Raw genomic sequence first — 23,468 nt, 5'->3', positions numbered from 1 at the left:
GCTTAGATGATCCCTTTAGCTTTAAGTGCATCAGCCAATAAATTCAATGCTAAACCACGGTGGCTTAGTTGATTTTTTTGTTCACTACTTAGCTCTGCCGCTGAGCAATCAAAACCTTCAGGAATGAAAACAGGATCATAGCCATGACCTTGCTCGCCTTGAGGTACAGTGCCGATTTTTCCTTCCCAAGCTGCTTGGCAAACAATCGGGGTTGGATCTTTAGCATGACGCATATAAACCAATACACATTGAAAACGTGCATTACGCTCGGTTTGACCTTCGAGTGCATTGAGTAATTTTAGGTATCTGTCTTTTTCTGTCGCATCTTCTCCGCCATATCGAGCAGAGTATATTCCTGGAGCTCCTTGAAGCGCATCAACTTCTAAACCTGAATCATCCGCAATGGCTGCTTTTCCGGTTATTTCTGCTGCGTGTCTTGCTTTGATTATGGCATTTTCAATAAAGGTTGTTCCTGTTTCAGCCACTTCAGGTACATTGAATTGGTTTTGTGGCAATACTTGGATATTAAATTGTGACAACATTTGGTCAAATTCTTTAAGTTTACCTTTGTTACCGCTGGCTAAAACAATTTGCTGCATGGGAATACCTTAGTGGATGGAAAATGGTACTTGAAAATTTGGCTAATGATACCTAAGCGTTTAGCTGATAGATAGCTCAAAAGATGATAATAGGTGATGGTTTATGGACTGATAAAAATAAAGCCAATCATACTAGAATTGGCTTTGTAGAATTTTTTTACTGCACGTTTCTGATTATTCAACGTAAAATTTTTGCTTAAATTTAAGTGCTGTATTGAGTTTATTCCCATGCTTAATGGCAATGTTGAAATTGATTTCTTGGTCGTCACGGTATGGCACTTGGGCGATATAATAAATGGCTTTGCCCTCACGGATTTCTTTAAAATCTAACGTAATTCTTGCATCCAGTAAGTTGTTCGCCACACCTGAGATTTCAATTGCTACAGGCGGGTTACCCTCTTTACTGGTATCTAATACTGCAATATTTACGATGCCATTATAATTGCTTCGTTCAATACCGTAGGTTTTTGCAATACTTGGGGTGATAAACGTGCTGCTTAATGCCATGTAATGGATATCAAAGTTACCTACTTGCTGTTTTTGTTCTGCTTGCGCGGTATTTGATAGTCCGAGTGACAGGCCTAAAACAACCAATAAACTTAAAATGATAGTGCGAAACATAATCGTGATCCTTGATCGACTCTTGCAAGAGGTGATTCACTAATGGAGTGTAGAGCTAAGTATAGAGAATTTTAATCAAACTCACCTTAATTTCATACAAAACTAAGCAAGTTTAAAGAGTTAACTTTGAATTTATTGCTTTACAGTAAGTGAGATAATTCACTAGGAATTTGTTTAGGCATGGATATTTTGACTTGTTTATGCCGACCTTGAAGGCCTTTTAAGATTACGACATCCGCTTTAGGAACTTTGAAGGCTTTAGCTAAATATTTAATCAAATGACTATTGGCTTTACCGTCGATTGGCGGTGCAGTAATAGCAATTTTTAACTCATCGCCATGCAGGCCGATGATCTTGTCACGACTGGCTTTAGGCTGAATATAAAGATTCAGCAACAAATCGTTCTGTTGCTGAATGATTGCACTCATTATGGTTAATCCCAGTTTGAAGGGTTAAACCGCATTCCAAAACGGAATATATTGCGCGAATAAAATATTGATAAAGTTCATCGCAATTAATACCAGCATGACTGATAAATCAAGTCCGCCCATTGGAGGAAGGATTTTACGAACAGGGCGTAAAAACGGCTCTGTTAATTGATCCATCACCATCACAATCGGATTATGTCCTTGATTAAACCAGCTTAGTAATGCGCGGATAATTAATACCCAGAACAGTAAAACACCTGCTTCTTTAATCACAGAAACTAAAGATAAAATCAGTAATGATACCGCATCGATTTTTAAATCAACCAGTAAAGATAAGGTCAAAAACTTCACCAAGACCACAATAAGCGCAAGTACAATTGATGCTGTATCAATGACACCAATGGAAGGTAATACACGGCGCATAGGTGCAATAATAGGTTGAGTCGCTTTTACGATAAATTGACTAAATGGATTATAAAAGTCAGCTCTAGCAAGTTGAAGCCAAAAACGTAAAATTACCACCATAAGGTAAAGGTCAAAAACCGTGGTAACGAGAAATTGCATTGCATTCATTATTAAGTGCCTTGTTTGGTTGGTGCGTATAACATGTCATTAATAGTGACAGTGTCGCTGAATCCGTATAATTTTAAAATGTTTTTGCCATTTCTTCTGCTCGTTTTATGCAGTTCGTCATTGCTTGGTCAACTAACCCACGTAAATCGCCTTCTTCAAGCGTCTCAACTGCGCGAGCAGTAGTGCCACCTTTAGACATTACATTGGTGCGTAACTTCTCTAATGATAGCTGAGGGTTTTGCACGACCATTTGCGCAGCACCTAATGCAGCTTGTTGAGCTAAAGCTCGAGCCGTTTGCTCATCAAGCCCTGTTTTAATGCCGTGTTGGATCATCGACTCAATAAACAAGAAAAAATATGCAGGTGAGCTGCCAGCTAACGCGATAACTTGATTAAGCTCATCTTCAGTTTTGACCCAAACAACTTCGCCACCGGTTTTCATTAGGGTTTCACAAATTTGTTTATGCTCAGCTGAGATTGAGTCGTCAGCAAATAATCCAGTCATGCCAACACCAATTTGGGTTGGTGTATTTGGCATTGTGCGAATAAGTTTAATTGGCTGCTTAAAGTAATCTTGATAACGCGCCGCAGGAATGCCTGCAGCGATAGTAACTAATAACTTATTGGATAAATCTAAATGACTTAGTTGCTCACACACCATTTGCATTAACTGCGGTTTTACGCTGAGTACTATCACATCTGCATCATCCGCAGCTGCAACATTGTCGTGAGAAACTTGAATACCAAAATCTGCTTTTAGCGCATCTAACTTGCCGACACTTGGGTTCGTTGCGTGAACTCTATCAGCAGGGTATCCGTTGGTCACTAAACCGCTAATGATAGCTCGCGGCATGTTGCCCGCACCGATAAAACATACTTTTGCTTGAGTCATAAGGTTAAATCACTTTTAATTTTATGTACTCGTTGAGTACGTGTAGGAGTCTTATATTTGGGCTTTCATGGCTCATTACAAGGCTGTCATTATAAATTATCCTTCATGAATAACAGCTTAAAAACATAGCCATCACTTGATAAAAGTGTGTACTTACATTTAAAGCTGACTTTTTAATTAAACGCTTCAAATCTATTCGTCACTTCAAATCTATTAGTCGCTTCAAAACTATTAGTCACTTCAAAGCTTAAGCTCTTGACCCAAATATCGCTGTGCCAATTCTGACCATGGTTGAACCGTGTTCAATAGCGATAGCTAAGTCACTGCTCATACCCATCGAAAGTGTGTCTACACTAAGGTATTGTTGTTTAAGTTCAAGATATAAGTTTTCAAGTTGAGCAAATTCTTGCCTTTGCAAGTTTACATCTTCAGTTGCTGTTGGAATTGCCATTAAGCCGCGCAAAGTAAGATGAGGTAACTTATCAATTATTTGTGCAAGATGATTAACCTCTTTAGAGCTAACGCCAGATTTACTGGCTTCATTACTGACATTAACCTGGATACACACTTGCAGTGGTAATTTGTCATCAGGTCGTTGCTCATTAAGTCGTGTAGCAATTTTCTCGCGACTTAAGGTATGCATCCAATCAAAATGCTCAGCAATAATGCGTGACTTATTGGATTGCAGCGGGCCAATAAAATGCCATTCAATATCTGGGTGACTTTGACTTAAGGCGATGACTTTTTCTTCGCCTTCTTGGACGTAGTTTTCGCCAAAGCATCGCTGACCAGCCTCGTATGCCGCAATGATATCTTCAATGGGTTTAGTTTTACTTACCGCAAGAAGAGTGACTTCTTCACTGTTACGTGAACAATTTTGCGCCGCTTGAGCGATTTGGCTCTGGGCGATTGATATTCGGTCTGCTATTGTTGTCATATTGTTTTTATTTGTTTAAATGGATGTCATTGACCATGGAAATAACTGAGTTACTTGCCTTTAGTGTAAAGCACAATGCCTCGGATCTACACCTTTCAGCAGGCGTATCGCCAATGATCCGTGTAGATGGTGAAGTCAGAAAAATTAATTTACCTGCATTAGATCATCAAGCCGTGCACGGTTTAGTGTATGACATCATGAATGATAAACAACGTAAGGACTTTGAAGAACATTTAGAAATCGATTTCTCGTTTGAAGTACCTAACCTTGCGCGCTTTCGTGTGAATGCATTTAACCAGTCTCGTGGTGCTGGTGCAGTGTTCCGTACCATTCCAAGTGAAATTTTATCATTAGAGCAACTCGGTGCTCCAGAAATCTTTAAGAAAATATCAAGTTTCCCCCGTGGCCTTGTATTGGTAACAGGCCCTACTGGTTCAGGTAAGTCGACCACGCTAGCGGCAATGGTTGATTATATTAACAATGAACGCCATGATCACATTTTGACCATCGAAGACCCAATAGAATTCGTACATCAAAACAAGCAGTGTTTGGTTAACCAGCGTGAAGTTCATAAACATACTCATGGTTTTGATGCCGCTCTGCGTTCAGCACTTCGTGAAGATCCCGATGTTATTCTTGTGGGTGAGATGCGTGACCTTGAAACCATTCGATTAGCAATGACCGCAGCAGAAACCGGTCACTTAGTGTTTGGCACCTTGCATACCACCTCAGCGGCAAAAACCGTTGACCGTATTGTCGATGTATTCCCAGCCGGTGAAAAAGATATGGTAAGAACCATGTTATCTGAATCACTTCAGGCAGTAATTTCACAAACACTGATTAAGAAAGTGGGCGGAGGTCGAGTCGCTGCACATGAAATAATGATGGGCACACCGGCGATTCGTAACTTGATCCGTGAAGATAAAGTCGCACAAATGTACTCAGCAATTCAAACGGGTATGTCACATGGCATGCAAACCCTTGAACAGTGTTTACAAAATTTAGTGAATCGCGGCTTAATTACCCGTGATGATGCAATGTCTAAGAGCTCGAATAAACAAGCTAACTTTTAAGGGTTAATTGAATGGATGTACGTCCTTTTTTAAAGGTCATGGTTGACCGAAAAGCCTCTGATTTATTTGTGACAGCGGGATTTCCGCCAAGTGCAAAAATTGATGGTGAGCTAAGACCGCTTTCTGAAACCAGTTTTAACCCAGAGCAGTCTTTGGATTTTGTTGAGTCTTTAATGACAGATGTGCAAAAACAAGAGTTTCATGACTCGCGTGAATGTAACTTTGCATTTGCAGCAAAAGATTTAGGTCGATTTCGTGTCAGTGCTTTTTGGCAACGTGAGTCTCCTGGCTGTGTTATGCGCCGAATTGAGACAAAAATACCTGAAGTTGATGATTTAAAGCTGCCACCAATCTTAAAAGACTTAGTCATGAGTAAACGTGGCTTGATTATTATGGTTGGTGGTACAGGTACTGGTAAATCAACTTCATTGGCATCATTAGTGGGTTATCGAAATGCTCATGCTCGCGGCCACATTTTGACCATTGAAGACCCTGTAGAATTTGTTCACGACCATAGAAAAAGTATTATTACTCAACGTGAAGTTGGTATTGATACTGATTCTTTTGACGCAGCACTTAAAAGCTCACTGCGTCAGGCGCCAGATGTTATTTTGATCGGTGAGATCCGAACTCAAGAAACCATGGAGTTTGCGCTTGCGTTTGCTGAGACAGGTCACTTATGTATGGCAACCTTGCACGCCAACAATGCTAACCAAGCGTTAGATCGTATTATGCATTTGGTACCAGAAAGTAAGCATAATCAACTACTGTTTGATTTATCGCTTAATTTACGTGGCATTGTAGCTCAGCAGCTTGTGGCTAAGTCTGATGGTTCAGGGCGTCGTGCTGCAATTGAAGTTTTGATTAACACCCCTCGTATTGCAAGTTTGATTGCGAAAAATGAGCTGCATTTACTTAAAGAAACCATGAGTAAATCTCGTGAGCAAGGAATGCAAACCTTTGACCAAGCCTTGCTGGATTTATATTTAGAAAAAGAAATCAGCTATGCAGATGCATTACACCATGCTGATTCTCCAAATGATTTACGCTTGATGATTAAACTGCAAACTAATGAAACAAGTGGTTCAGGCTTGATGGATGGCGTGACTTTAGATTTAGGTTAAATTGAGTCTTGACTAAAATTAGCCTTAATCTCAATAAGACTAGAATTAATCTTAGTGAGATTAAGACCAGATAGTGAATAGCAGTATTTAAAGACCAAAGTGGCTTCACTTTGGTTTTTTTTTATGGCTGTAACTTTTATAGCTTTAACATTGCTGCCTAGAAGCTGTACTAGAAGCTGTACTAGAAGCTGTACTAGAAGCTGTGACTAGAAGATAAGGCTGGAAGTATTGAAGTGATTATTTACACTATCGATGATCTGCTTTTATAAGAACAACGTATAATCGATTATATGATTATGATTCACAAAGTGATTGCTTTGCACATATGAACTTAAGCCGATAGCCAAATTATTAGATAACAATCAAAGGGAACATTATGAAAAAGCTTCTATTAACCTCTAGCTTACTTGCTTTAACGAGCTCTTTTTTAGCACCTAGCGTATTTGCAAATAGCTGTCCTGATTATCTAAATGTAGAAGCCAGAAAATTACATTCTGATGAAGTCGTTGACTTGTGTGAGGTGACTAACGGTAAACCGGTATTGATTGTTAACACAGCGAGTAATTGCGGCTTTACGCCTCAGTTTGAAGCGTTAGAAGCACTGCATAAAGAATATGAAGATGACCTAGTGGTGATTGGTTTTCCATCTGATGATTTCTTTCAAGAAGAAGATGATGAAGCAAAAACTGCTGATGTTTGTTTCGTCAATTACGGCGTGACCTTTACTATGGTGTCAACATCAGCGGTTAGAGGAAGTGATGTTAACTCTGTATTCGCTTATTTGGGTGACAAGACAGCAGCACCTAAATGGAATTTTTACAAATACTTAGTCAGTGCAGATGGCGAAAGTGTGCAGCAATTCAACTCTCGAGTAAAACCGGATAGCGAAGAACTGAAAAAAGCGATAGAGTCTGTGCTATAAATTTTGCATCGTGAATAAAACTAATTATTTACAATCTAGCTACTTTGTGAGCATTACAAGCCTTGCACTTTAAATCAGTAATGATGAGAGCGAGTTATAATAATAGTAACTAGTGATACTCACTAATAATAGTAACTAATAACTAGTTTTGAGCATGCGACAGACTTTAGCATCTGAGTGAGTTTAATCGCTCACCCTGTGATGGAATTTTTCGGAGACAGTTTTGTATAAATTTTCTGGTTTAAGTAAAGAAGACGGCCACAAGTCACGCGGTAAAACTGGCGTGTTATTAATGAACTTAGGCACACCTGATGAACCTACACCATCAGCGGTTAGAAGGTATTTAGCTGAGTTTTTAGCTGATCCTCGTGTTGTAGAAATCCCCAAGCTAGTTTGGATGTGTATTCTACACGGTATTATTTTACGTGTTCGTCCTGCAAAATCTGCAGCTTTATACAAAGAAGTATGGACTGAAGATGGTTCCCCTTTGATGGATATCAGCCTTAAACAGCAAAGTAAGTTAGCAAAGCTATTTGCTGATAATGATGTTGATGCATCGGTGCACTTATCAATGCGTTATGGTAATCCTTCAACGCCTTCTGTACTTCAAAAAATGCATAAAGATGGCATTGATAGAATCGTTGTCTTACCGCTTTATCCTCAATATGCCGCTCCTACAACAGCATCAGCATTTGATGCGATTGCAAAAGAGCTATGCAAGTGGCGCTATATTCCGGCACTGCACTTTATCAATACCTATCATGACGACCCAACCTTTATTGATGCGCTAGCTGAATCAATACAAGCGGATTTTGACCAGAATGGTAAACCTGAAAAACTGGTGTTGTCTTACCACGGCATGCCAGAACGTAATTTACATTTAGGCGATCCATATTATTGTTTTTGTGTAAAAACAACTCGTTTAGTGGTTGAAAAACTAGGTTTAGATGAAAAAGAATATGTGATGACTTTCCAGTCGCGCTTTGGCAAAGCTAAATGGTTGCAGCCATATACCGATGCAACAATGGAAGCATTACCAAAAGAAGGTGTGAATGACATTGCTGTCGTATGTCCAGCATTTAGCGCTGACTGCCTAGAAACACTTGAAGAGATTAAAGGTGAAAATCGAGAAGTGTTTGAACAAGCGGGTGGTAAGAAATTCCGTTATATCGAATGTTTAAATGACAATGATGCCCACATCAATATGATGGCAAATTTGGTTAAGCCTTACCTTTAAGTTTCTGAAGCCAAACTTCTTGGCTCTCGAATCTAAAGCCTAATATCTAAAGACTATTATCTTAAATTAAAAAAGGAGCCAAAATGGCTCCTTTTTTGTATTGAAAATTCTAGCTAAATTTTTTAATCGGCAAATTGATTTTCAAAGTAGCTCTCAATAATCAGTACAGCAGATACAGCATCCACTTGACCTTTTGTAAGCTTTTTGTATCCGCCGAGCTCAAAAAGACGCGCTTTAGCATCAGTAGTAGTGAGCCTTTCATCCTGTGTCGCGACCTTTACTCCAAAGCGACCACTAACGCGGTTAGCAAACTTTCTCGCGCGCTGAGTCATCTCTTGCTCAGTGCCATCCATATTAAGCGGAAGGCCAACGACGACTAGATCAGGTTGCCATTCCTTAATGATTGCTTCAATGTCATCCCAGTTTGGAATGCCATCATTGGCTTTAATTGCAGAAACTGGCGCTGCGCTGGCTGTTACTTCTTGACCTACAGCCACTCCAATACTTTTAGTTCCAAAATCAAACCCTAAAACGGTTTTTGATTGCATATTTTTGCCTTTAAAAAAACCAGCTGATTAAAACCTAAATGACTGGCATAGAGAAATGTGGGATGCGAATGCATTGCAAGTCGCTAAAAAATAAAATGAGCAAGTAATTAAAATAAGTAACTAAAATGAGTAAATAAATAAGTAAATTACTAAAGGTTAAACAACACGTTTTAAACGTTATGAGTGGCCAACTTGAGAAGATATTTGCCAAATATCAAACCCTAACTTTTTCGTCGCCTCAGTCCATAGTTGTTCAACATCCTGACCGAAGAGTAACTCAGAAGTGGCAGGTATAGTTAACCATGTATTATCAGCTAGTTCTTGTTCAAGTTGATCTTTACTCCAGCCAGAGTAGCCAAGGGCAACGACAAATTGTTTTGGTGACGCTTTGGTTCCAAGTGAGTTCAGCACATCACGTGAAGTGGTTAACATACAAAAGTCACTGATTGACTCACTATTAACCCATTGCTCTTGTGGCGTATGTAGCACAAAGCCTCTATCTGTATCAACAGGTCCACCGAGTAAAACTGGACCTTCGAGATCCAAACTCAGTTCAGACTCATTAGTTAAGCCAATTTGATCCAGTAATTCATCAATCACAATATTGGTAGGGCGGTTAATCATCACACCCATTGCGCCTTTATCGTTATGCTCGCAAATATAGATGACAGAGCGCTCGAAGAAAGTATCTTCTAATGAGGGCATAGCAATTAATAGATGACCTTGTAAGCTATCCATAAAAAATCCTTGTGCTTATACGTAAGTTGGATGCTGTTCTAAGCAAGGTATACGTCCGATAAATCAATTGAGCCAAAATATTAACCGCCAGCCAGCTTGACTGTGTAGTTTTGCTTTTCTAATAACACTTTAATTTTGTCACGGTCATCCGTTTGAACTTCAATATCAAAATCTTTGACAGTACCGCCACATCCACACTGTTTTTTGAGCTTTTGGGCTAAAGCTTTAAGTTCTTTTGGTGCCAACCCCAAACCTTTTATAACACTAACGCCTTTTCCTTTACGGCCTTTACTGTCTTTATGGATCCTGACAATACCATCACCTTCAGGGATAGAAACCTCAACTTTGGGTTGTTCAATTTTACCGCCATCAGTGCTGTAAACTAAGGAAATATTTGGATCAATTCTCATAAAATAACAAAAGTAAGAAAGTGTTAGTAATAGTTTAGCAAACTAAATGATGCTGCTAAAGAGAACGGCTCAGTAACTTTGAAATGATTTAGGATAAGGTATATAAAACTCAATGAGTTGTGTATATTTTCTGAGGTACTCGTACAAAGCTTTCTGTAAATAACCTGAACTAGACACATTTTGTTTATATAATCAGTTGATGATTAAGGTTTACCTAGGTAAGCTAATTATTAATCAGAATATAATCATTAAATAGTAAATGAAAACAACTTGTTTGCTTGTTGCCATTTGGAGTTAATATGAAAAAGCTTTTCGTTGCTGCCGCCGTTTTAGCATTAAGTGCTTGTAGTACACTGAAGACCAGTAGTGACTACGATCCAGCCGTTTCATTTGATCAATACAAAAGCTTTGCTTGGGTAGAAAAGAAAAATGAAGATAGCACCTACCATCTCGATGGTTTAATGGACCAACGAGTGAGAGAAGCCGTTAATTCACAACTCACTCAAAAAGGTTTGTCAAAAGTCGAAGTAGAGCAAGCTGATTTACTGGTTAACTACCTGACCAAGGTCAATAAAAAGATTAATGTAGATACGTTTAATACCAGTTATGGTTATTACCCATACTATGGCCGTCGTGGCTGGGGTGGTGCAGGTATGAACACTCAAACTACGGTTCGTGAGTACGAAGTAGGTACGTTGATTGTAGATTTAGTTGATAAGAAAACCGGCAACCTTGTATGGCGTGGCAGTGTAGCTGACACTATTCGTGATCAAAACACACCAGAAGAGCGCGTAGAAATCATCAATCATGCGATTGGTGAAGTGATGATGAACTTCCCACCGAAGCCTGAAGTGAAATAAACCGTTTGTTACATCTTTTTTGGAAATGTTTTTAGTTAAATAGACTTGATGCTTTTAAAGATGTTTTATAAATATTGCTACAGTTAGCCAACTCATAAAGAGTTGGCTTTTTTATTGGGAAATTTTTTCTAATTTGTGAGTATTACATCAATTTTTATGATGCAAAGAGCGTTAGAGATATTTTGTGTATTAAATCTCATCAATTGATAAGCATAAACACTAAAAGCCATTTCTTTACACTTTCACCTTTGCTAAAATTACGAGTCTGGTGATAAAGGAAGTCACCATTGGATTATAAAAGAGTAGTTAAAGATGAAATCATGGTATCTGTTATATTGTAAGCCTCGTAATGAATCACGAGCACAACAAAATTTAGCCATGCAACAGATTGAAAGCTACTTACCTATCATTCAGGAAGAGAAAACATCTCAAGGAAAAACAAAGCTAGTTGAAGTTCCGCTATTCCCTTGTTATTTATTCATTTATTTTGACCCTACAGAAGTGAGTGTTAGCCGCATTCATTCAACTCGCGGTGCATCAAGAATAATTGGTTGTCGTGAAGATATGACTCCAATTGATGACAGGATCATACAAGGGATAAGAAATCGAGTTCAGCAGCATAAGCCTGAAATTGATAAAGGATTGCAAAGCGGGGATAAAGTGAAATTCACTGAAGGTCCTTTCGTTGATTTAGAAGCAATTTTTGAAGAAAGAAATGCAGAAAAGCGCTGTTTTGTGTTGTTTAATATCATGGGGCAGCAAAAAAGAATATGTGTGGATAATACTAGCGTTGTAAAAATATAAAGCTTGGTAAGAAATTGCCCATAAATTTTGTGAGACATCAGCCATTGTTGCGGGACTGGTAAATACTATGACAGTTGCTGATGAATAGAAGCTAGATAATCAAGTTAAACAAATCCAGTTTCACATTAAAAATGCTTCATCAAATAAGCTATAGTACATCGCAAAACTGAGAGAACTTACTAAATGTGACTAATACTTAATGGTCATTTTTAGTAAGTTGTTTAATTAAAAAATGAATGCCGACTGTTCGGCGGGCAATATAGAAGCCGCAATCTATGGGCGGTAGCGTGCCTGAAAGGCATTGAATGAATAGTTTCATTCATTAAGCTACAAGCCGAAGGGAGTCCCGACCGCCACGCGGAACGTTAGCGTGCCTGAAAGGCATTGAATGAACAGTTTCATTTATTAAGTCAAATTCTTGTGAAGTTAACCCGTAAGCCATTACTTGGAGATTTAAAGGTGTTTCAAAAAACGAAAAGTTTAGCCATTGCAGCAATGAGTGCTGTAATACTAATCAGTTTACCAGTGCAAGCTGTCACTCCCTCTCCTCAAATGATAGAACAATTCAAAAGTTTACCAGCATCTGAGCAACAACGCCTTGCAAAGCAGTACGGTATTGACCCTTCCGTGCTCGGTGGGCAAGCTTCACAATCGCAGCAAATTTCAGAAACTACGGATATTCCAAGGCGTGGGCTGTCAGAAGATGATGCAGAGAAAGAAAAGGCTAAAAATGAGTTAGACTTCGAACAAGATAGCAATAAGACTGAGCTTGCGTATTTTGGTTACGACATGTTTGCTGGCGAGCCTATGACATTTTCGCCAGTATCAGATGTGCCAGTGCCAAGTGACTATTTAGTTGGGCCAGGTGATAGTGTAAATGTTCAACTCTACGGTAAAGATAACCGTGAATATACATTAACAATAGGAAGAGATGGCACAATTCAGTTCCCTGAGTTAGGCCCTATATCAGTTGTTGGTTTAACTTTTGTTGAATTGCGTGAATACCTGACCGATCGTATTGCAAAACAGATGATAGGCATTGAATCAAACATTACAATGGGTGAATTACGTTCAATTCGTATTTTCATTGCTGGCGATGCATACAAACCAGGTTCATATACCGTATCTAGCTTATCATCAATTACTCAAGCTTTATTAGTTGCTGGCGGTGTTAACGAAATAGGTAGCCTCCGTAATATACAAGTCAAACGTAAAGGAAAGTTAGTTACTACATTTGATTTGTATGACCTACTCCTAAAAGGTGATGCATCTAACGATATCAACCTTCGTTCTGGCGATGTGGTATTTATCCCATCAGTAGGCGGGCGAGTGAGTGTCACTGGTGAAATACGCAGACCAGCTATTTATGAAATCAAAAGTAAAGAAAATATCAATGATGTTATTCAGATGGCTGCTGGTGTAAACCCTGGAGCATACCCTAGAAGAAGTAGTATTGAACGTTATAATGCCAATGGTTTAAAAACAATTGTTAATGTTGATTTGACGTCAGAAAAAGCCAAGCAGCAATTGGCAAAATCAGGTGATTTTATTCGCGTAAAAAGTGCTTCAACGCAATATGAAGACGCAATTACACTGGTTGGTGCGGTAGTTAGACCTGGTAAGTATCAGTGGTATCAAGGTCAAAAAATCAATGATTTATTGCCAACGATTTGGGGCGACCTTGCGATTACAGCGGATCTCAATTATGCGTTAGTTATCCGTGAAATTGATAAATTCGGCAATATTGAAGTCTTTCAATTTGCACCTGGAAAGGCGATAACAGAATCCGATGTAACTCAAAACCTTATGCTGAGTCCACGAGATAAGATTATTGTCTTTAATCATGATGATTCATCAATTAACCGCTATGCGTTGAATAAATTAGTACAGCAACGTGCTAAAAAAATTAAGTCATTAAGTAGTAACTCATTACTTGGAACTGACTTATTCAAAGCCGGTTTCAAGTCTATGAATATTGGTAATACATCTGCCATATTAGGGAAAACTGAAATCGGCGGAGTGGTCATTCCTGGGGCAACAGCAGCCTTAGGTGATGAAGAGAAATTGATTAGTGATGAAGTCAGTAAAATGCTGTCTAATTTATTTGATGATAGAGATCTTATTAAATTAAGTAATTCTTTTAGCCGTGAAGAATTACTGTTTCCGATAATCAGTAAGTTATCACAACAAGCTATTTCATCTGAGAAAATAAATGTTATTGCTATTACTGGTAAGGTTAAACATTCAGGAATTTACCCTTTAAGTGTTAACGCTAGGGTAAGTGAACTTGTATTAGCTGCTGGTGGACTCGTCGAAGGCGCTTATACCTCTCGAGCAGAGTTAACTCGTACGGTCAGTTCTGATTCTTTATCTGATATCCAGCATATTCATGTGAATGTAGCCGAAGCACTCGCTTTTAATGCCAATGATAATATTGCGCTTGAAGGCCGTGATATGTTGGTAGTGTTAACTACTCCAGAGTGGCAAGAACGAAAATCAGTTGAAATACGAGGAGAAGTTAAATTCCCTGGTGTTTATAACATTCGCCGCGGCGAAACATTAGCGGATGTAATGCAGCGTGCTGGAGGCTTTACTGATTACGCTTTTCCGCAAGCATCTGTTTTTGTACGTGAATCAGTAAGGTTACAAGAACAATTAGAAGTTAAGAAATTAGCTGACCAGCTCCGTCGCGATATTGCTACTCGCGGTGTATCTAAAGATGGCACAGTAGTTAATTACTCTGAAGCGCAAATGATGCTAACTGACTTAGAGAATATTCAATCAGTCGGACGTTTAGTTGTTGACTTACATGCAATTCAAGTGGGTATTGAACAAGCAGATTTGCAACTTGAAGATAAAGATGTACTTTATGTTCCAACGACTAAACAGATAGTGTCAGTTATGGGCGAAGTACAGCATCCTGCAACACATAGATTCAAAGATGGCCTAACACTAAATCAGTATCTATCAATGTCAGGTGGCCCAAGAGAACGTGGTGATGATGGTCGAACTTATATCATTAAAGCTGATGGCTCGGTAATGCTGCCAGAATCAAATTTCTGGTTTAGTAAAACTGCAGCGATATCGGCGGGTGATACGGTTATTGTGCCACTTGATACTGAATATAAAGACAACCTAACGCTTTGGACTCAGGTGACGCAAATTATTTATAACTCAGCAGTCGCATTGGCAACAATCTCTGGCTTGTAAAGCGTAAGTGCTCTGAATAGCAGTTTGTATAGCAGTCTATATAGAACTTTGAATAAGCAATTAGCTTAAAGCACTAAATAGGATGTAAATAGAGTCCCCGTGATGGGACTCTATTTTCGTTTAACGATTTTGAACTCTTTAAATCGAAGGAATAATAAAGCTGAAGCGCGCTTTATTAAAATTGAAAACATGTCAAAACAAATACCTCAGAATTATACCGATACTAATTTTGAAATGAGTCATAAAAGTACTGAAGATGATGAAATTGATTTAAGAGAACTTTTCGCCGTAATTTGGCAAGGAAAATGGTTAATTATTGCAATAACAGCAGTATTTGCTGTCGGCTCAGTTTTATTTGCTTTAAGCCAGCCTAATACCTATAAGTCAGAGGCATTGTTATCTCCAGCAGATTCAGAGCAAAGTGGCGGCTTATCAGCACTCGCAGGACAGTTTGGTGGCCTTGCTAGTATGGCGGGGATCAATTTAGGCGGCGGTGGCGGTGTAGATAAAACACAAATGGCTATCGAAGTGGCTAAATCTCGTCAATTCACTAGCCAATTTATTCAAAAGCATAAAATTCTTGCTGACTTGATGGCCGCAGAAACATGGAACATGGAAGCGGATTCTATATCATATGACCCAGAATTATATGATGCTCAAAATCAAGAATGGGTGAGGGAGGTGAATGCGCCATTTAAACCAGAACCTTCAATGCAGGAAGCGTTTAAAGAGTTTAGTCAGTTAATATCAATAAGTACTGATAAAGAAACTGGAATGGTCAAAGTTGCTGTTGAGCATTTATCACCAACAGTTGCCCAGCAATGGGTCACATGGTTAATAGAAGATATTAATTTAGAGATGAAGCAACGTGATGTTGCAGAAGCGCAGCGCAGTACTGAATTTTTACAGAACCAAATTGCACAAACAAATGTGGCCGATATCCGCACCATTTTGTATCAATTAATTGAAGAGCAAACTAAAACCATTATGTTTGCTGAAGTGCGTGATGAATATGTATTTAAGACCATTGATCCAGCATTAGTGCCAGAAGAAAAATCTGGCCCTAAACGAGCACTGATTTGCGTGTTAGGAACGATGCTTGGTGGTATGTTAGCAATTATGATTGTGTTAATTCGTCACTTCGTAAAAAAAGAAGATTAAAGGTTTTTTTAAAAAAAGAGAAGAGCCTATTGGGACTGTTTTGATAAAAAGCATTAAACCTAGGTTCTACAAGGGATAGCGAAGATTCGACTGTCTCAAAATGGATTGAAAGTGTCTCAGCTTGAATATAAAGACTGAGATGTAAAAGTGTAAATATTCAATAAAACGAATTAGGAATTGAAGAGTATGAGCAGTATTTTGCCATTAATTGGACGCGATAAAGAATTATTTTCAACGGATATTACTGTTCACAATCAAGAGTTAATGCGTATTGTATCAGAATCAAGATTCCTTGTTTTAGGTGGCGCGGGTTCTATTGGCCAAGCCGTAACAAAAGAAATTTTTAAACGCAACCCACAAAAACTCCATGTTGTAGATATTAGTGAAAACAATATGGTTGAGCTCGTTCGAGATATCCGAAGTTCATTTGGTTATATAAATGGTGATTTTCAGACTTTTGCGCTTGATATTGGTTCTATAGAATATGATGCATTTATCAAAGCCGATGGTCAGTATGACTACGTATTAAACTTATCTGCTCTTAAACATGTTCGTAGTGAAAAAGACCCTTTTACCCTGATGCGTATGATTGATGTGAACGTTTTCAATACTGATAAAACGATTCAGCAGTCTATCGAATCTGGTGTTAAGAAGTACTTCTGTGTGTCGACAGATAAGGCTGCAAACCCTGTAAACATGATGGGCGCTTCTAAACGTATCATGGAGATGTTTCTGATGCGCAAGAGTGGAAAAATTGCTATATCAACAGCTCGTTTTGCCAATGTAGCATTTTCCGACGGTTCACTTTTACATGGCTTTAATCAGCGTATCCAGAAGGGGCAACCAATTGTTGCACCTAATGATATTAAGCGTTATTTTGTGACTCCACAAGAGTCTGGTGAGTTATGTTTAATGTCTTGTATTTTCGGTGAAAATCGAGACATTTTCTTTCCTAAATTGAGTGAAGCGTTGCATCTTATTTCGTTTGCCGATATTGCGGTTAAATATTTAGAGCAACGTGGATACAAACCACACTTGTGTGAAACAGAAGATGAAGCACGAGAATTAGCGAAAACATTGCCAGCACAAGGTAAGTGGCCATGTCTATTTACTTCAAGTGATACGACAGGCGAAAAAGATTTTGAAGAGTTCTTTACGGATAAAGAAACCCTTGATATGGCGCGTTATGATAATTTAGGCATCATTAAAAATGACCTACTTTATCAACAAGAGTTACTTGAACAATTTGAACAAAAAATAAGTCAAATGAAGTCTGATCGCCAGTGGACTAAAGAAGAAATTGTACAATTATTCTTTTGCATGATCCCTGACTTTGGTCACAAAGAAACTGGTAAATATCTCGATAGCAAAATGTAGAGCTATATGAGCTCTATATAGCCAGTAATAGATATTTTGATTTGAATATAAGAACATATAAAGTTGTGATTTTAAAATGAGCCAATCTTCGTTAGTTAAGTTTGTTCGTGATATCTACCAAACCAATGAATTTATTCCACTACATGCGCCAACATTTAATGGCAATGAGCAAAAGTATGTTCTTGAAACGATTCAAAGTACTTTTGTCTCGAGTGTAGGGAAGTTTGTTGATCAGTTTGAAGAGAAAATTGAATCTTACACAGGAACTGCAAAAGCGGTTGCGACGGTAAACGGGACAGCAGCTCTTCATGCTGCACTCTATATGGCAGGCGTTAAGCCCGGTGACTTTGTGATAACACAAGCGTTAACCTTTGTTGCAACATGCAACGCTTTGCATCATATGGGAGCAGAGCCAATTTTTGTTGATGTATCACCAGTTAGTTTAGGACTTTGCCCAAAAGCAATGGATGAGTTTTTAGAGCAACATGCACAATTGAATGATTCTGGCTGTGTTCATAAAGCAACAAAGAGGCCTATTCGCGCTGTTGTGCCAATGCACACTTTTGGTCACCCTGTCGAGTTAGATGAACTTGTTGCTGTTTGCCTTAAGTGGAACATCGTACTTGTTGAAGACGCTGCAGAAAGTTTGGGTTCTTTCTATAAAGGAAAACACACTGGTACTTTAGGTGATTTTGGCGCTATTAGTTTTAACGGTAATAAAGTAATTACCACTGGTGGCGGTGGAATGGTTTTATGTAAATCACTTATATCCGGTGCTCGGACAAAACATGTGACTACAACAGCCAAAGTACCTCATCCTTATGAGTTTTATCATGATGAAGCGGGCTTTAACTACCGTATGCCAAACCTAAACGCCGCATTAGGTTGTGCTCAAATGGAAGTATTAAAGGACTATTTAGTACAAAAACGGACATTAGCTAATCGATACAATGAATTTTTTACTAAAGGTGATTATCAGTTTGTATTGGAGCCTGAATATGCACAATCAAATTATTGGCTAAATTCGATAATTTGCCCATCAGTGCAAGTTCGTGATGAATTGTTGGCAAAGACGAATGATGCAGGTGTCATGACGCGTCCAATTTGGCAGCTAATGCATAGACTACCGATGTTTTGTGATGCACCTCGTGGTGATTTAACGCAATCTGAATATATTGAAACGCATTTGGTTAACTTACCGAGTAGCCCAATTTCACTCTAGACAAGAATAACGATGAAAGGTTAACCATCTCGATGGATAGGCAAGAAGCGAGTAAGTCATCAATGAATAAGAAAGTAGCTGTGTTCACGGGCACAAGAGCTGAATACGGTCTGTTGTTTTGGCTTTTAAAAGACATTCAAAGCGACCCTCAGTTACAACTACAGTTGCTGGTCTCTGGCATGCATTTATCACCTGAGTTTGGTGAAACTTATCAGCAGATAGAAAATGATGGTTTTGTTATTGATGAAAAAATCGAGATTCTTTTATCGTCTGATTCAGCTGTTGGTACCGCGAAAAGTATGGGGTTAGGTGTTCTCGGTTTTGCTGATGCATTGGCTCGCTTACAATCTGATGTGTTGGTCATATTAGGTGACCGTTTTGAAGCTCTAGCCGCAGCACAAACAGCAATGATTTTGCGTATCCCAATTGTTCATTTGCATGGAGGCGAGATCACTGAAGGTGCGTATGATGATGCAATCAGGCACGCAATAACCAAATTAAGCTACTTGCATGGAACCTCAACAGAAGAATACCGTCAACGTGTTATTCAACTCGGAGAAGAGCCTAACCGTGTTACTAATGTAGGTGCAATAGGATTAGATCATTTTAAGCGCGCGACATTACTGACAGTAGAACAGCTGTCAGAATCTTTAGGATTTAAGCTTAATAAGCGCTTTGTTGTTGTAACTTATCATCCCGTGACGTTAGCTGACGAAGCAGCTGAAGTGAGCTTCCAAGCCTTATTAGGAGCTTTAGATGACTACCCTGAACTTCAAGTTATTCTTACATACCCAAATGCTGATGATGGTGGGCGTCGTATTATTCCGATACTTGAAGAGTATGCGAGAAGTAATCCTCAACGAGTTTTAGCTATTCCATCTTTAGGTCAAGTTCGATATCTAAGTTCGATAAAGCATGCATCTGCAGTTATCGGAAATTCTTCAAGTGGTATCATTGAAGTTCCCACATTTGATGTCCCAACTGTCAATATTGGTGTTCGTCAAAAGGGGCGTTTAGCGGCAAAAAGTGTTTTAAACACAGAACCTAATCATATTGATATTTCAAATGCGATTAGAGTGGCTTTAAGTCGCAGCTATAAAGAAAAAGAAGAGGTTATTGATAATCCATATGGGCAAGGTGACGCAAGTGCTCAAGTGATTGAGATGATCAAGTCTCTAAAATTTGATGCAAGTAAAGTGTTTTACGATTTAAAATTTAACGATATACAGTGAGACGGTAATGACTTTAATCATAGCGGAAGCAGGTGTAAACCATAACGGCAATGAGAAACTTGCATTTGAATTAGTAGACGCTGCTCACCAAGCAGGTGCTGATATAGTTAAGTTTCAAACCTTTAAAGCTAAAAATCTTGTTACAGCTGAAGCAAAACAGGCAGACTATCAAGTTACTAATACTCAAAAAGAAGAGTCTCAACTTGAAATGTTAAGCCGCTTAGAGCTTTCCTTTGAGGTTCATCATCAACTAGTTAAGCATTGTGAATCTCTAGGAATTGAGTTTCTATCTACGGCGTTCGATTCTGAAAGTTTGAAATTTTTGGTCAATGATTTAGGTTTAACTCGTTTAAAAATCCCTTCTGGTGAAATCACCAATGCACCACTGGTACTAGAGCATGCGCGTACAGGTTGTGATTTGATAGTTTCAACTGGGATGGCATCCTTATCAGAGGTTGAGTCTGTATTAGGTGTTATTGCATTCGGTTATACCGCTGATTTAAATGCGAAACCTTGCGAGCTGTCTTTTCAGCAAGCATATGCGTCAGACCTTGGACAACAAGCTTTAAAAAACAAAGTAACAGTTCTACATTGCACCACTGAATATCCGGCACCAATGCCTGAAATTAATCTCAAGACGATGGATACATTAGCTAGGGCGTTTGAATTGCCTGCGGGGTACTCTGATCATAGCGAAGGTATCACCATCCCTATAGCTGCAGTGGCTCGAGGTGCTGTGTTGATTGAAAAACACTTTACTCTAGATAAAAATATGGAAGGGCCAGACCACAAAGCATCGTTAGACCCATTAGAGCTTGCTGCGATGGTCAAGTCTATTCGACAAGTTGAAATCGCTTTGGGCGTAGGGGTTAAGAGCCCGACTGTATCTGAGGTTAAAAACAAATCCGTAGCTCGTAAGAGTTTGGTCGCAGCAAGAGTTATCAGAGCTGGCGACCTCTTTGATATTGATAATGTAACAATTAAACGCCCTGGTACAGGTATGTCGCCATATCGTTATTGGGACATAATGGGTAAACCAGCTAGCGCTGATTATATGATTGGGGATTTGCTCGTTGAGTAACGATAAGTTAAAGCCTATCGTGGTTATTGGCGGCGGTGGACACGCAAGTGTGTTAGTCGATATTTTACGTTCACAAAATCGTGAAATATTAGCCATCATCTGTCCTAACGATATCAGTGAACGGAATGTTTTTTCAGGTATTGAACACCTTAGAAATGATGCGGATGTATTAAATTTTTCTCATGAAAACATATTGTTAGTTAACGGCATTGGAATGCTTCCAAGATCTGATTTAAAGCAAAAGCTTAATCAATATTATCTTTGCCTTGGTTATAAATTTGCAACCGTTATTGCTACTAGTGCGCAAGTTTCTCCATTTTCAACTATTGAATCAGGTGTTCAGATTTTCGCGGGTGCAATAATTCAAGCTGGAGTATCTATCTGTGAGCATTCAGTGATTAATAGCGGAGTAATACTTGAGCACGATTGCAAGGTTGGAACCTATAACCATATTGCCCCTAGAGCAACATTATGCGGGCAGGTAAGCACTGGGAATGATGTTTTCATTGGTGCTGGCGCGACAATTATTCAAAATATTGAAATTGAGCATAGAGCAATAGTAGGTTCTGGTGCTCTAGTTACTAAGAACCTTGCTACCAATAATATTTATTACCCTAGTCAATCAACAATCCATTTAATACAAAGGTAAGTTATGAGTTACTCATGGACTAATGTTCTGATCTCCCCACAAACTACGATACTTGATGCATTAAAAATAATAGATAATGAAGCGTTGCAAGTCGCATTAATCGTTGAAGATAATAACAGCCTAAAGGGGGTCGTTACCGACGGCGATATAAGAAGAGGAATTCTGAATAGTATACCTTTAGATGCACCTGTTGAAAAAATAATGAACAGACAGCCTATTACAGCAACTATAGGAACTCCTCGAACAGACCTAGTCAATATAATGCAACATAAGAGCATATTAGCTATACCGTTGGTCAAAGGGGAGACTGTTGTTGGCTTAGAAACGTTAAGGCAGCTTAGTGAGAAAAATACGTATGAAAACCCCGTGTTTATCATGGCTGGAGGGTTTGGTACTCGATTAAAACCTTTAACAGATAATTGTCCCAAACCAATGCTTAAAATTGGTGATAAACCAATTTTAGAGACTCTTATACATAGCTTTATTAAAGCTGGTTTTGTAAATTTCTATATATCTACTCATTACATGCCAGAGCAAATTCAACAGCATTTTGGAACCGGTTTGGACTTTGGGGTAAATATTTCTTATGTTCACGAGGATACTCCACTTGGAACTGGAGGTGCGATTGGCTTATTGCCAGATAATTTGCCACAGGATTCTCCATTAATAATGATTAATGGTGACGTATTAACCAAGGTGGATTTCGAACTCCTTCTAAAGTTCCATAATGAAAATAAAGCTGCTGCAACTATGTGTGTACGTGAATATGATTATCAGATCCCTTACGGTGTGGTAAATGGCGACGGGAATAAAATAATTAGCATGGTAGAAAAACCAACTCAGCGCTTTTTCGTTAATGCTGGTATTTATGTTGTTTCACCTAAAGTGGTTAAATCCGTCCCTAAGAATCAGCGCATAGATATGCCAACATTACTTGAACAACATATGGATAAAAATGAAAGTATACTTATGTTTCCTATTCATGAGTATTGGCTAGATATCGGGCGTATGGATGATTTTAAAAAAGCTCAAGTAGATATTTTAACTTTAGGTATGTAAATAGTGTTTAAAAATAAGAAAATTCTTGCGATTATTCCGGCAAGAGGTGGCAGTAAAAGGTTACCAAGAAAAAACATACTGAATCTAATGGGAAAGCCATTAATAGCCTGGTCAATTCTTGCCGCTAAAGATAGTAAATATATCGACAAATTATTAATAAGTACAGATGATATAGACATAGCTAATATATCGAATAAATTTGGTGCTCAAGTTCCAGAATTGAGGCCTGAAGAATTAGCAACCGATAAAGCAACCACTAAAGATGTTATACTTTATACCTTGAATAACTTTGGTAAACATTTCGATGTAGTTGTTATTCTACAGCCTACGTCTCCTTTAAGGAATTCTTTACATATAGATGAGGCTTTAGAAGTTTACATGGCTAAATCTGCATCCTCTGTTATTTCAGTTACGCCTTGCGAACATCCACCTTGTTGGTCAAATACTTTACCTCATAATGGTTCAATGAAAGGATTTATTAAGCCTGCTAATGTTAAACGATCGCAAGATTATAGTCAGAGTTATCGTTTGAATGGGGCGATATATATATATGACATTAATTCTTTCATCAATGAAAAAGATATCTCTTATACAGAACATTCATTTTCGTACGTTATGGATAATGAGTCCTCTATAGATATTGACACTGAGTTGGATTTTAAATTTGCTGAGTTCTATTTACGATGCAAAGCGGGTGGTTAAAATATTTTT

At 38.6% G+C, this 23,468-nt stretch carries 24 protein-coding genes; 15 read left to right on the top strand and 9 right to left on the bottom strand.

Features of this window, described 5'->3' with window-relative positions:
* Window positions 1–2: 2 nt before the first annotated feature.
* From rdgB to LMH66_RS00580, 6 genes are all read right to left on the bottom strand, one after another.
* Window positions 3–599, bottom strand: a complete 597-nt coding sequence (gene rdgB / locus LMH66_RS00605) for an RdgB/HAM1 family non-canonical purine NTP pyrophosphatase (RefSeq protein ID WP_102528663.1) — start codon at window positions 597–599, stop codon at window positions 3–5.
* Between the two features lie 174 nt (window positions 600–773).
* Window positions 774–1,220, bottom strand: coding sequence for a DUF4426 domain-containing protein (locus LMH66_RS00600; RefSeq protein ID WP_102528662.1), 447 nt, complete (start codon window positions 1,218–1,220; stop codon window positions 774–776).
* Window positions 1,221–1,360: 140 nt separating this feature from the next.
* Window positions 1,361–1,648 carry a DUF167 family protein YggU gene (yggU, locus tag LMH66_RS00595; protein WP_229367660.1) on the bottom strand — a complete coding sequence of 96 codons (288 nt, stop codon included), beginning with the start codon at window positions 1,646–1,648 and terminating at the stop codon, window positions 1,361–1,363.
* A gap of 24 nt (window positions 1,649–1,672) precedes the next feature.
* A complete protein-coding gene (locus LMH66_RS00590; protein ID WP_229367656.1) occupies window positions 1,673–2,221 on the bottom strand; it encodes a YggT family protein in 549 nt (182 codons plus the stop codon).
* 73 nt (window positions 2,222–2,294) lie between these two features.
* On the bottom strand, window positions 2,295–3,113 hold the full coding sequence (proC, locus tag LMH66_RS00585) for a pyrroline-5-carboxylate reductase (protein WP_229367653.1): 819 nt from the start codon (window positions 3,111–3,113) through the stop codon (window positions 2,295–2,297).
* A gap of 247 nt (window positions 3,114–3,360) precedes the next feature.
* Entirely contained in the window at window positions 3,361–4,050 is a 690-nt protein-coding gene (locus tag LMH66_RS00580; RefSeq protein ID WP_229367650.1) for a YggS family pyridoxal phosphate-dependent enzyme, read from the bottom strand.
* A gap of 35 nt (window positions 4,051–4,085) precedes the next feature.
* Here LMH66_RS00580 and LMH66_RS00575 point away from each other — a divergent pair, with 35 nt between their 5' ends.
* From LMH66_RS00575 to hemH, 4 genes are all read left to right on the top strand, one after another.
* On the top strand, window positions 4,086–5,123 hold the full coding sequence (locus LMH66_RS00575) for a type IV pilus twitching motility protein PilT (protein WP_102528657.1): 1,038 nt from the start codon (window positions 4,086–4,088) through the stop codon (window positions 5,121–5,123).
* 11 nt (window positions 5,124–5,134) lie between these two features.
* Window positions 5,135–6,247, top strand: coding sequence for a PilT/PilU family type 4a pilus ATPase (locus LMH66_RS00570; RefSeq protein ID WP_102528656.1), 1,113 nt, complete (start codon window positions 5,135–5,137; stop codon window positions 6,245–6,247).
* Window positions 6,248–6,623: 376 nt separating this feature from the next.
* On the top strand, window positions 6,624–7,169 hold the full coding sequence (locus LMH66_RS00565) for a glutathione peroxidase (protein WP_229367648.1): 546 nt from the start codon (window positions 6,624–6,626) through the stop codon (window positions 7,167–7,169).
* 223 nt (window positions 7,170–7,392) lie between these two features.
* Window positions 7,393–8,406: a ferrochelatase gene (gene hemH, locus LMH66_RS00560; RefSeq protein ID WP_229367638.1), complete on the top strand. Its 1,014-nt coding sequence runs from the start codon at window positions 7,393–7,395 to the stop codon at window positions 8,404–8,406.
* Between the two features lie 122 nt (window positions 8,407–8,528).
* On the opposite strand, the gene ruvX is transcribed toward hemH, so the two are convergent.
* The 3 genes from ruvX to yciH form a co-directional block, all read right to left on the bottom strand.
* Window positions 8,529–8,954, bottom strand: coding sequence for a Holliday junction resolvase RuvX (ruvX, locus tag LMH66_RS00555; RefSeq protein ID WP_102528653.1), 426 nt, complete (start codon window positions 8,952–8,954; stop codon window positions 8,529–8,531).
* Between the two features lie 177 nt (window positions 8,955–9,131).
* The gene (locus LMH66_RS00550; RefSeq protein ID WP_102528652.1) at window positions 9,132–9,692 is read right to left on the bottom strand and encodes a YqgE/AlgH family protein; all 561 of its coding nucleotides are present in this window, start codon (window positions 9,690–9,692) and stop codon (window positions 9,132–9,134) included.
* Window positions 9,693–9,772: 80 nt separating this feature from the next.
* Window positions 9,773–10,102, bottom strand: a complete 330-nt coding sequence (yciH, locus tag LMH66_RS00545; RefSeq protein WP_229367635.1) for a stress response translation initiation inhibitor YciH — start codon at window positions 10,100–10,102, stop codon at window positions 9,773–9,775.
* Between the two features lie 299 nt (window positions 10,103–10,401).
* Here yciH and LMH66_RS00540 point away from each other — a divergent pair, with 299 nt between their 5' ends.
* The 11 genes from LMH66_RS00540 to LMH66_RS00490 all read left to right on the top strand — a co-directional run bounded on the left by LMH66_RS00540 (window position 10,402) and on the right by LMH66_RS00490 (window position 23,459).
* Entirely contained in the window at window positions 10,402–10,962 is a 561-nt protein-coding gene (locus LMH66_RS00540; RefSeq protein WP_229367632.1) for a DUF4136 domain-containing protein, read from the top strand.
* A gap of 312 nt (window positions 10,963–11,274) precedes the next feature.
* Entirely contained in the window at window positions 11,275–11,766 is a 492-nt protein-coding gene (gene rfaH / locus LMH66_RS00535; protein WP_229367629.1) for a transcription/translation regulatory transformer protein RfaH, read from the top strand.
* Between the two features lie 459 nt (window positions 11,767–12,225).
* Complete coding sequence (locus LMH66_RS00530; protein ID WP_420709388.1) at window positions 12,226–14,976, top strand: SLBB domain-containing protein; 2,751 nt, start codon at window positions 12,226–12,228, stop codon at window positions 14,974–14,976.
* A gap of 189 nt (window positions 14,977–15,165) precedes the next feature.
* Window positions 15,166–16,137 carry a Wzz/FepE/Etk N-terminal domain-containing protein gene (locus LMH66_RS00525; RefSeq protein WP_229367626.1) on the top strand — a complete coding sequence of 324 codons (972 nt, stop codon included), beginning with the start codon at window positions 15,166–15,168 and terminating at the stop codon, window positions 16,135–16,137.
* A 186-nt stretch (window positions 16,138–16,323) separates the two neighbouring features.
* Window positions 16,324–17,514, top strand: coding sequence for a UDP-N-acetylglucosamine 4,6-dehydratase (locus LMH66_RS00520; RefSeq protein WP_229367624.1), 1,191 nt, complete (start codon window positions 16,324–16,326; stop codon window positions 17,512–17,514).
* Window positions 17,515–17,590: 76 nt separating this feature from the next.
* A complete protein-coding gene (locus LMH66_RS00515) occupies window positions 17,591–18,736 on the top strand; it encodes a LegC family aminotransferase (protein ID WP_229367622.1) in 1,146 nt (381 codons plus the stop codon).
* Between the two features lie 62 nt (window positions 18,737–18,798).
* Window positions 18,799–19,968 (top strand): UDP-N-acetylglucosamine 2-epimerase, encoded by a 1,170-nt coding sequence (gene neuC / locus LMH66_RS00510; RefSeq protein ID WP_229368140.1) that lies wholly within the window; start codon window positions 18,799–18,801, stop codon window positions 19,966–19,968.
* Window positions 19,969–19,975: 7 nt separating this feature from the next.
* Window positions 19,976–21,049, top strand: a complete 1,074-nt coding sequence (gene neuB, locus LMH66_RS00505; protein WP_229367613.1) for an N-acetylneuraminate synthase — start codon at window positions 19,976–19,978, stop codon at window positions 21,047–21,049.
* Window positions 21,042–21,698: an acetyltransferase gene (locus LMH66_RS00500; RefSeq protein ID WP_229367611.1), complete on the top strand. Its 657-nt coding sequence runs from the start codon at window positions 21,042–21,044 to the stop codon at window positions 21,696–21,698. Before neuB ends, LMH66_RS00500 begins: the two co-directional genes overlap by 8 nt.
* Window positions 21,699–21,701: 3 nt before the next feature.
* Window positions 21,702–22,757 carry a nucleotidyltransferase family protein gene (locus LMH66_RS00495; protein ID WP_229367609.1) on the top strand — a complete coding sequence of 352 codons (1,056 nt, stop codon included), beginning with the start codon at window positions 21,702–21,704 and terminating at the stop codon, window positions 22,755–22,757.
* A gap of 3 nt (window positions 22,758–22,760) precedes the next feature.
* Entirely contained in the window at window positions 22,761–23,459 is a 699-nt protein-coding gene (locus LMH66_RS00490) for a cytidylyltransferase domain-containing protein (RefSeq protein WP_229367607.1), read from the top strand.
* Window positions 23,460–23,468: the final 9 nt, after the last annotated feature.

This window comes from Shewanella sp. 10N.7 (assembly GCF_020806285.1).
Lineage (GTDB): Bacteria > Pseudomonadota > Gammaproteobacteria > Enterobacterales > Shewanellaceae > Shewanella > Shewanella electrodiphila.
The sequence above is the reverse complement of the archived record's forward strand: the minus strand, read 5'-3'. Positions and strand labels throughout refer to the sequence as shown.

Bases quoted from the DNA above. Each gene is read 5' to 3' on its own strand.
- rdgB (WP_102528663.1), bottom strand. From the start codon at position 599: ATGCAGCAAATTGTTTTAGCCAGCGGTAACAAAGGTAAACTTAAAGAA.
- LMH66_RS00600 (WP_102528662.1), bottom strand. From the start codon at position 1,220: ATGTTTCGCACTATCATTTTAAGTTTATTGGTTGTTTTAGGCCTGTCA.
- yggU (WP_229367660.1), bottom strand. From the start codon at position 1,648: ATGAGTGCAATCATTCAGCAACAGAACGATTTGTTGCTGAATCTTTAT.
- LMH66_RS00590 (WP_229367656.1), bottom strand. From the start codon at position 2,221: ATGAATGCAATGCAATTTCTCGTTACCACGGTTTTTGACCTTTACCTT.
- proC (WP_229367653.1), bottom strand. From the start codon at position 3,113: ATGACTCAAGCAAAAGTATGTTTTATCGGTGCGGGCAACATGCCGCGA.
- LMH66_RS00580 (WP_229367650.1), bottom strand. From the start codon at position 4,050: ATGACAACAATAGCAGACCGAATATCAATCGCCCAGAGCCAAATCGCT.
- LMH66_RS00575 (WP_102528657.1), top strand. From the start codon at position 4,086: ATGGAAATAACTGAGTTACTTGCCTTTAGTGTAAAGCACAATGCCTCG.
- LMH66_RS00570 (WP_102528656.1), top strand. From the start codon at position 5,135: ATGGATGTACGTCCTTTTTTAAAGGTCATGGTTGACCGAAAAGCCTCT.
- LMH66_RS00565 (WP_229367648.1), top strand. From the start codon at position 6,624: ATGAAAAAGCTTCTATTAACCTCTAGCTTACTTGCTTTAACGAGCTCT.
- ruvX (WP_102528653.1), bottom strand. From the start codon at position 8,954: ATGCAATCAAAAACCGTTTTAGGGTTTGATTTTGGAACTAAAAGTATT.
- LMH66_RS00550 (WP_102528652.1), bottom strand. From the start codon at position 9,692: ATGGATAGCTTACAAGGTCATCTATTAATTGCTATGCCCTCATTAGAA.
- yciH (WP_229367635.1), bottom strand. From the start codon at position 10,102: ATGAGAATTGATCCAAATATTTCCTTAGTTTACAGCACTGATGGCGGT.
- LMH66_RS00540 (WP_229367632.1), top strand. From the start codon at position 10,402: ATGAAAAAGCTTTTCGTTGCTGCCGCCGTTTTAGCATTAAGTGCTTGT.
- rfaH (WP_229367629.1), top strand. From the start codon at position 11,275: ATGAAATCATGGTATCTGTTATATTGTAAGCCTCGTAATGAATCACGA.
- LMH66_RS00525 (WP_229367626.1), top strand. From the start codon at position 15,166: ATGTCAAAACAAATACCTCAGAATTATACCGATACTAATTTTGAAATG.
- LMH66_RS00520 (WP_229367624.1), top strand. From the start codon at position 16,324: ATGAGCAGTATTTTGCCATTAATTGGACGCGATAAAGAATTATTTTCA.
- LMH66_RS00515 (WP_229367622.1), top strand. From the start codon at position 17,591: ATGAGCCAATCTTCGTTAGTTAAGTTTGTTCGTGATATCTACCAAACC.
- neuC (WP_229368140.1), top strand. From the start codon at position 18,799: ATGAATAAGAAAGTAGCTGTGTTCACGGGCACAAGAGCTGAATACGGT.
- neuB (WP_229367613.1), top strand. From the start codon at position 19,976: ATGACTTTAATCATAGCGGAAGCAGGTGTAAACCATAACGGCAATGAG.
- LMH66_RS00495 (WP_229367609.1), top strand. From the start codon at position 21,702: ATGAGTTACTCATGGACTAATGTTCTGATCTCCCCACAAACTACGATA.